The organism is Acidobacteriota bacterium (assembly GCA_012729555.1).
Taxonomy (GTDB): Bacteria; Acidobacteriota; UBA6911; order UBA6911; family UBA6911; genus UBA6911.
Genome location: JAAYCX010000084.1, coordinates 1 through 7,704 on the forward strand (window position 1 = coordinate 1; position 7,704 = coordinate 7,704).

General features: G+C 64.7%; 7 protein-coding genes. 4 read left to right on the forward strand and 3 right to left on the reverse strand.

The genetic code is table 11. The features are described 5' to 3' along the window. Together GXY47_14540 and GXY47_14545 are read right to left on the reverse strand one after the other, a co-directional pair. A partial coding sequence (locus tag GXY47_14540; GenBank protein NLV32362.1) for a 4Fe-4S ferredoxin occupies positions 1–282 on the reverse strand: 282 nt, incomplete at its 3' end. 401 nt (positions 283–683) lie between these two features. After that, positions 684–1,451: a nucleotidyl transferase AbiEii/AbiGii toxin family protein gene (locus GXY47_14545; protein ID NLV32363.1), complete on the reverse strand. Its 768-nt coding sequence runs from the start codon at positions 1,449–1,451 to the stop codon at positions 684–686. A gap of 316 nt (positions 1,452–1,767) precedes the next feature. Here GXY47_14545 and GXY47_14550 point away from each other — a divergent pair, with 316 nt between their 5' ends. Next, positions 1,768–2,001, forward strand: a complete 234-nt coding sequence (locus GXY47_14550; GenBank protein NLV32364.1) for a type II toxin-antitoxin system prevent-host-death family antitoxin — start codon at positions 1,768–1,770, stop codon at positions 1,999–2,001. Positions 2,002–2,008: 7 nt separating this feature from the next. Then, on the forward strand, positions 2,009–2,425 hold the full coding sequence (locus GXY47_14555; protein NLV32365.1) for a type II toxin-antitoxin system VapC family toxin: 417 nt from the start codon (positions 2,009–2,011) through the stop codon (positions 2,423–2,425). Positions 2,426–2,969: 544 nt separating this feature from the next. On the opposite strand, the gene GXY47_14560 is transcribed toward GXY47_14555, so the two are convergent. Further along, positions 2,970–5,006: a sigma 54-interacting transcriptional regulator gene (locus GXY47_14560; protein ID NLV32366.1), complete on the reverse strand. Its 2,037-nt coding sequence runs from the start codon at positions 5,004–5,006 to the stop codon at positions 2,970–2,972. Between the two features lie 245 nt (positions 5,007–5,251). Here GXY47_14560 and GXY47_14565 point away from each other — a divergent pair, with 245 nt between their 5' ends. Next, positions 5,252–6,466: an efflux RND transporter periplasmic adaptor subunit gene (locus GXY47_14565; protein NLV32367.1), complete on the forward strand. Its 1,215-nt coding sequence runs from the start codon at positions 5,252–5,254 to the stop codon at positions 6,464–6,466. 12 nt (positions 6,467–6,478) lie between these two features. Beyond that, the coding region (locus GXY47_14570) for a multidrug efflux RND transporter permease subunit (GenBank protein NLV32368.1) at positions 6,479–7,704 on the forward strand (1,226 nt) is incomplete at its 3' end.

The following is a 7,704-nucleotide window of genomic DNA, read 5'->3' on the forward strand; positions in this document are numbered from 1 at the left end:
ATTGCCGTCCTCAATTTTGGCCGTGATCGCACCGTTCTTGAGCATCTCGATGAGCAGTCGGGCGACTCTTTCCACCGTAATGCCGGACGCCCGCATCTCTTCATGCACCTCTGCCACCGATTTCGGTTCGATGCCGAGGTGCAGTGCCACACCCGCCTGTTCCGGCGTGAAGAGTTCCCGAAGAATGCGGAGCTCCACTCCCGATCTGGTGGCGGGAAACCCCACCGCCTGTCTGTCCAGGTGCTTTTGCAGCTCGACATAGATCGGGTCTCCGTTTTCCACTCGACACCCCCCTCTTTGTTTTCTGTCAAGATACAACACCCGGCGGCGGTTTTGAATCATCAACACGGGAAGCAGTTGCCGCCCGCGGTATTGCGCCGATCGATTGGAGTGACGATAACCAGGACAGCCCGAGGGACCGGAAGGTTCGGCCGCCGTTTCCCCCCGGGAGCCGGTATCCCCTTCCCTCCTCCTATCACCGCATCATGTTGACTGCGAAGGCACTCTCCTGCCATCGGGGGCATTTTGCCCCCCGCAACATCGGTTCATCCCTTCAGGTGATAACTGTTCTGGAACCGGGGGCATCGGAGGTATGGCGGTTCAGCAGCCCGTAGCCGAGCATCTCCAACCGCGTCAAAATGGCCTGCTCCATGTCGTCTTCGGAGATGAAATTGGGCACGGAGTTATCCCTGCTCTTCCGTCACGGGTCTGATTCCGGCCGCCACATCCCGCCGGGCCTGGTCCGGGTCCACCCGATCGATGGCATCGTGTATCCGTTCCATGAACCCCTCCGGGGTCAGTGAGGCCGGATCCTTCCAATCCCCGGTCTGCCGCATCCGCTGCTCCAGGTGGTGCAGGTTCAGTTCCGGATGGTGGGCGGCATACCAGACCAGGTCGTACCAATCCCGCCCCTTGACCCGATTTTTCCATCTCCGGAAAAGTAGCGCATGCAACTTTCCGGCAAACAGGCTGGGGAGCGTATAACAGCGGACGGCGAAGGGAATCGGCTGCAGGAGATACCGGGTGGTGGTCATAAAGCCAGGAGGCGGATCGGTGTCCACCTCGATCTTGATCTTCAGCACCTGCCCCGGCGGGAGGGTGCGGGCCATACGCGCGTCGGTCTCGATCACCAGAAGCTGGCTCCGGGTATCGGCCTTGAGAAAGGCCGATTGAACGGCACTCTTCGCCGATTTTCGAACCGTCTCCACCCGGAGATGGAAACCGAAAGCCCGGATCTCCTCCTCCAGGGCCGAGTGGAACCGCGCCAGTGAGAATCCGGTATTCGGCCGTAGCAGGGAGAAATCGAGGCCCTCGGAAAACCGGTCGATCCGGAGCGGCCTCCAGGGCGAGTGGATGAAGTTCGGCGGGATCCAGATCACGGTCGATTCCGTGAAGGTGTGCCGCTCCAGCTCCGGCCCCATGTACATCTCCACCTCCGCGCCGAGGTCCATGGGGTTCTTGGGGTCGTTGCCGACGTGGATGAGGAGCTCGGCATACTTGTGGATATGGGGGGGGCGCCCCTTACATATCCGTCATGCCGGGTGGAAACCGGATATCCAGGTTTTCGATTTCGTCCTCAACATCTCTATATGTCCGAGGAGACAATTCCTATTGCAGAATTTGGGATGAAAATGGCGACTTTTTCATCATCCTGATAGGTTTCCATGCACCGCCAGTGGAAACTCCTTCCCCGAAATCGAGCCGTCGCCTCGGACTCTTCTATCGCGGGTCGGTTTATGGTACCATTTTCGCATGAAATCCGTCCCAATGTATGGGCTTAAACAGGACCTGGCGTCCATCGTCGCCGAGGCGGAAGCCGGCAACGACATCATCATCACCCGGCATAACAGGCCTGTCGCCCGGCTGACCCGCCCGGGAACCGAGCATTTGCATATCGGTTCGCGCTCCGGCAAGGCCGCACTCAGGCCCGCGGTCCGGGCAAAAACGGAGGGGCGCTATCTCCACATACTCGAAGAGGACCGCGGCACCGAAAGCCCGTGAACCGGATATGCCCAAACGTCTATACATCGATACTTCCGCCTACCTCTGCATCCTGCTGGGCGAGGCGGGACACGAGCCGTTGATGCGCGAGGCAAGGGGAGCCCGGCTGCTCTCGAGTGTCGTGCTGCCCCTCGAAGCGGGCAGAAACCTGGTACGCCTGTCCAGGGAAGGGATCCTATCGACGGCGGATTTCCAGCGATGCCTTTCGGCGCTGACGGACGATCTGCAGCAATTCATCCTTCGTGACCTGACCCTCGACCTGTGCGTCTCCTTGACGATGCCGGTCGTGTCCACCCCCCGCTCCCTCGACCTTGCGCACTTGCGCACGGCCCTCTGGTTTCACCAGCAGGCGAAGCTCACCCGATTCGTCACCCTCGACGCATCGCAGGAAATCGCGGCCCGCCAACTGGGACTGCCCGTGTGACTCCCGCCTGATTCTGTTCGGAATTACGGCAGTCCCGGGCAGCGAATGCCCCGGTTGATTAGCGGTGGCCCAGCCGGGGATCACCGACCCGAAATCGGACGCGGTTATGGATGGCAAGGATCAGCTGCCTGATCCTGATCGCGACCGCGATATTTCCTTATGGAATCCTCCGACCAAAATTGCGGTCATGAGGGTTATCAGCGAGAGAATCACTACCTTTAAATTAAACATGCCATTGGCATCCCAAATATTCTTGCCCCCTATAGCCGTCACCACTCCAAACAGGAAGAAAACGCATCCTAATGCAGATAATGTCCTAAATATTATCTTTGTCATATGATCTGTTGCCATGTCCAAGGATAGGAAGGATCAGCTGCCGTTTTCTTCCGGGAGCCGGTATTCCTTTCCCCCTCCCCCCCTTTGATAAGCCTGAATCATGTCGACTGCGAAAGCAGGGGGCATTTTACCGAAGCCCGGGGCGATCGATATGCATTGTTGACACGGCGGTATTTATCGCAGGGGAGATTGGCTGCCCGGGCGGGCCTCAGGCGTAGCCCTTCCGGATGCCGAGCTTCTTCATGCGCGCCTGCAGGGTGGTGCGCTTGAGCCCGAGCCGGCGGGCGGCGCCGTCCTGCCCCCCGACCACGCCCCCCGATTCACGGAGCACGGCGAGGATCCGCTCCCGCTCGAGCGCCGGGTCCGGCGGGGGCGGCGGCGCAGGGGCGGACCGGGGGACGGCGGTCTCGGGCATCGCCAGTTCGAGCATGCGCCCGCGGGAGAGGATGACCGAGCGCTCCAGGATGTTCTGCAGTTCGCGGATGTTCCCCGGCCACTCGTAGCGGCTGAGGATGTCCATCGCCTCCGCCGGGATCGTGTCGATCCTCCGCCCCGTCCGGCGCGCGTATTTCCGGGTAAAGTGGCCGACGAGGAGCGGGATATCCTCCCGCCGCTCCCGCAGGGGGGGCACCGTCAGGGGAAAGACGTGCAACCGGTAGTAGAGGTCGCTGCGGAAGCCCCCGGCGTCGACCATCGCCTTGAGGTCGCGGTTGCTGGCGGCGATGATGCGGACGTCGACTTTGAGGGTGCGGTCCCCGCCGAGGCGCTCGAACTCCCGCTCCTGGATCGCCCGCAGGAGTTTGGACTGCAGCTCGTAGGGGATCTCCCCGATCTCGTCCAGGAACAGGGTCCCCTTGTCGGCCAGTTCGAACCTGCCGACGCGCCGGGCCAGGGCCCCGGTGAAAGCCCCCTTCTCGTGCCCGAACAGCTCGCTCTCCAGCAGGCTCGCGGGGATGGCGGCGCAGTTGACCTTGACGAAGCCTTTATCCGCCCGCGGGCTCCGCTGGTGGATGGCCCGGGCCACCAGCTCCTTGCCGGTGCCGGTCTCCCCGAGGATCAGGACGGTCGCCCCGGTGGGCGCGACGATCCGGATGTTCTCGAGCACGGCCTGGAAAGCGGCCGACTCCCCCAGCATCTCCCCGACGTCGCGGTCGGAACGGATTTCGTCCTCCAGGTAGCGCTTCTCGACCGCGAGTTTCTCCTTCATTTCGGCCAGCTCGGCGTAAGCGAGGGAGTTTTCCAGGGCGACGGCCACCTGGCGCGAAATCTGCACCAGCAGCCCGACATCCTCGTCGCTGAAACTCCGCTCGTCGATCCGCCCCAGTTCGAGGGTGCCCAGGACCGCGTTCCGGGTGGCCAGCGGGAGGGAGCAGGAGGAACGGAACCCCGCCTCGGCCCAGCGGCGGTAGAGGGGCGAGGGAAACCGGCCGTAATCGACCCTGTCGGTCCGGACCGGCAGCCCCGAGGCGATCGCCTCGGCGGCGGGAAGGCCTTCGGGGCGCACCGAGACCCGCTCGATCTCGAGCCCCAGGGCTGGATCGCACCAGCTCCCGCCCACGCGCAGTTCCCCGGTGATGCGGTCGCAGAGCATGACGGCCGCCAGGTCGAAGTCGACCGTCCGGCGGAGCTGCTCGGTCATGGCCGCGAAGAGTTCGTCCGGGGCGAGTTTGGAGACCAGGGCGTTGGTCAGGTCGAACAGCAGCTGCAGCCGGTCGCGCTCGCGCAGGTAGCGCTGGCGCGTCAGGTGCGAATCGAGGGTGACCGCGAACTCCGAAGCCACCCGCTGGATGAACCCCCTCTCCTCCCTGCTCGCGGAAGCCTCGGAAGCAAAGGCGAAGGCCAGCACCCCCAGGCGGTGCTCCCCCGCCGTAAGCGGGACGACCAGGAGGGCGGTCAGGCCGCGGTGGCGGATCGAGTCGAGCAGCTCCCGCCAGCGCTCCTCCCGGTCCACCCGGGGGATGAACAGGGGCTGCTGATGCGTCCAGACCCAGCCCGCGGGAGTGGCCTCCCCGGGGGGGATCCGGTCGAGCCCCCGCTCCCCGATCTCCTCGTCGGGGGCGAGCGCCTGCATCCGCAGGGTGTCGCTCTCCGCATCGTGGAGCAGAAGCGCAAGGTAGTCGAAGGGGACCACGCGCCGAAGGGATCCGGCCAGCGACCGGCAGAAGCCGCCGAGGTCGTCGTGCCCCGAAATCGCCTGGGATAGCTCGAACAGGGCCTCGTAAAGGAGTGACTTGTCCTTGTCCACGGTGGAATCATACACCCGCAACGGCGATATTGCATTGGCAGATGCCGTTGGCTCCTGCCAATGCGCGCCGCCCCGGGACGGGAGAGAGGGGCTGTCGAAATCGTGCCTCCCCCTGTTTTTGAGGGGTGGTTGGAGGTAGACTATGGAATTCCGCCATTATTGCCGCGAGGGTGTCGATGGCACGGAAATTGCTGCATATCCCGTTTTCGATGCTTTGTTCGATCGTCGCACTGAGGAGTCGTTCTATGCTGGCTGAAAATCGGATGCAACATATGGTCGCCGCGGGGTGTCTCCTCGCGGGGGTGTTTCTGTCGGGATGCCGGGATCAGGCCCCCCCGCCGGCGGCGGGGCCGCCGGAAGTGGCCGTGGTCACCGTCGGGACCGAGCGCGTCGTCCTGACCACCGAACTGCCCGGCAGGATCAATCCCTACCTCGTGGCGGGGATCACGCCCCAGGTGAGCGGCCTCCTGCAGAAGCGCCTCTTCCAGGAAGGGGCCATGGTGCGGGAAGGGGATATCCTCTACCAGATCGATCCCGCCCCCTACCAGGTGGCGCTTGACCAGGCCACGGCGGCGCTCGCGCTCTCCGAATCGGAGATCGCCCTGGCGGAGGCCAACCTCCCCGCCATCCGGTCCCGCGCCGAACGGCTCAAGGAGCTCGCCGCCATCCGCGCCGTCGGGGCGCAGGACGCCGACGACGCCCAGGCCGCGCTGAGGCAGGCCGAAGCCAACCTGGCCGTGCGCCGCACGGCCGTGGCGGTCAACCGGGCCGCGGTGGAAAGCGCCCGGATCAACCTCTCCTACACGCCGATCAAGGCGCCGATTTCGGGCCGCATCGGAAAATCGAACATCACCGTCGGCGCGATGGTGACGGCCTACCAGCCCACCCCCCTGGCCGTGGTGCAGCAGCTCGATCCCATCTACGTGGACGTCACCCAGGCCAGCGCCGAGCTGATCGGGCTGAGGCGGCGCCTGGAGGAGGGGGATCTCAAGCGCTCCGGCTCCGGCCTCAGCAGGGTCAAGCTCCTGCTCGAGGACGGCACCCCCTACGAAAAAACGGGTTCCCTGAAGTTCCGCGACGTGACGGTCGATCCGACCACCGGGTCGGTCACCCTCCGCCTGGTGTTCCCGAACCCCGGGCAGATCCTCCTCCCCGGGATGTTCGTGCGGGCGGTGGTGGAGGAGGGGGTGCGGGAAAACGCCGTGCTGGTCCCCCAGCAGGGGGTGAGCAGGGACACCAAGGGGAATCCCGTCGCGCTGGTGGTGGACGCCGGCGGAAAAGTGGAGCAGCGGGCCCTGGTACTCGACCGCGCCCTCGGGGATCGATGGCTCGTGACCCGCGGGCTCCAGCCGGGGGACCGCCTGATCGTCGAGGGGACGCAGAAGGTGCGCCCCGGCGCCGAAGTCAGGGCCGTTCCTTTCGTACCGGCCCCCCAGCAACCCCCGACGGAAGCCCGATAGGAGAGGACCTTCATGGCACGATTTTTTCTTGACCGCCCGGTGTTCGCCTGGGTCATCGCCATCGGGATGATGCTGGCGGGCGTCATCGCCATCAACATCCTGCCGATTTCCCAGTACCCCCCCATCGCCCCCCCCTCGATCAGCATCCGGGGAATGTACCCGGGCGCCTCGGCGAAAACCGTGGAGGACACGGTCGTCCAGGTCATCGAACAGAAGATGACGGGGCTCGACCGGATGATCTACATGTCCTCCAAGAGCGATTCCACGGGCGTGGCCCAGATCGAACTCACCTTCTCCCCCGGCACCGACCCGGACCTGGCCTGGGCCAAGGTGCAGAACAAGCTCCAGCTGGCCATGCCGAGCCTCCCCGAGATGGTGCAGCGGCAGGGGCTCTCGGTGGCGAAATCGACCCGCAACTTCCTGATGATCGTCGCGCTGACGTGCGAGGACGGAAGCCTGGACCAGAACGACCTGATGGATTACGCGATCTCCCAGGTGCAGACGTCGATCGCCCGCGTGCCGGGGGTGGGGGAGGTGGAGGCGTTCGCGGCCCAGTACGCCATGCGCATCTGGCTCGACCCGCACAAACTGACGAATTACAGCCTGACGCCGAGCGACGTCGTCGCGGCGATCCGGACCCACAACGTGCAGGTGTCCGCCGGCCAGTACGGCGGGACCCCGGCCGTGCCGGGGCAGCGGCTCAACGCCACCATCACCGTGCAGAACCTGCTGAAGACGCCGGAGGAGTTCGGCGCCATCCCGCTGCGCAACAACCCCGACGGTTCGGTGGTCCGGGTGCGCGACGTCGCCCGCGCGGAACTGGGGACCGAGTTCTCCCAGTTCAAGCTGGTTCACAACGACGGACACCCGGCGGCCGCGCTGGCCATCCGGCAGATGGCCGGGGCCAACGCGCTCGACACGGCCGACAACGTCAAGGCGACGATGCAGGAACTCTCGCGCTATTTCCCCGCCGGGATGAAGGTGGCGTACCCCAACGACACGACCCCCTTCATCCGCGTCGCCATCTCCGAGGTGGTCCGGACCCTGATCGAGGCCGTCATCCTGGTCTTTTTGGTCATGTACCTCTTCCTCGGGAACATGCGCGCCACCCTCATCCCCACGATCGCGGTCCCCGTGGTCATCCTGGGGACGTTCGGGGTGCTCTCGGCCTTCGGCTATTCGATCAACATGCTGACGATGTTCGCGATGATCCTGGCGATCGGGCTGTTGGTCGACGA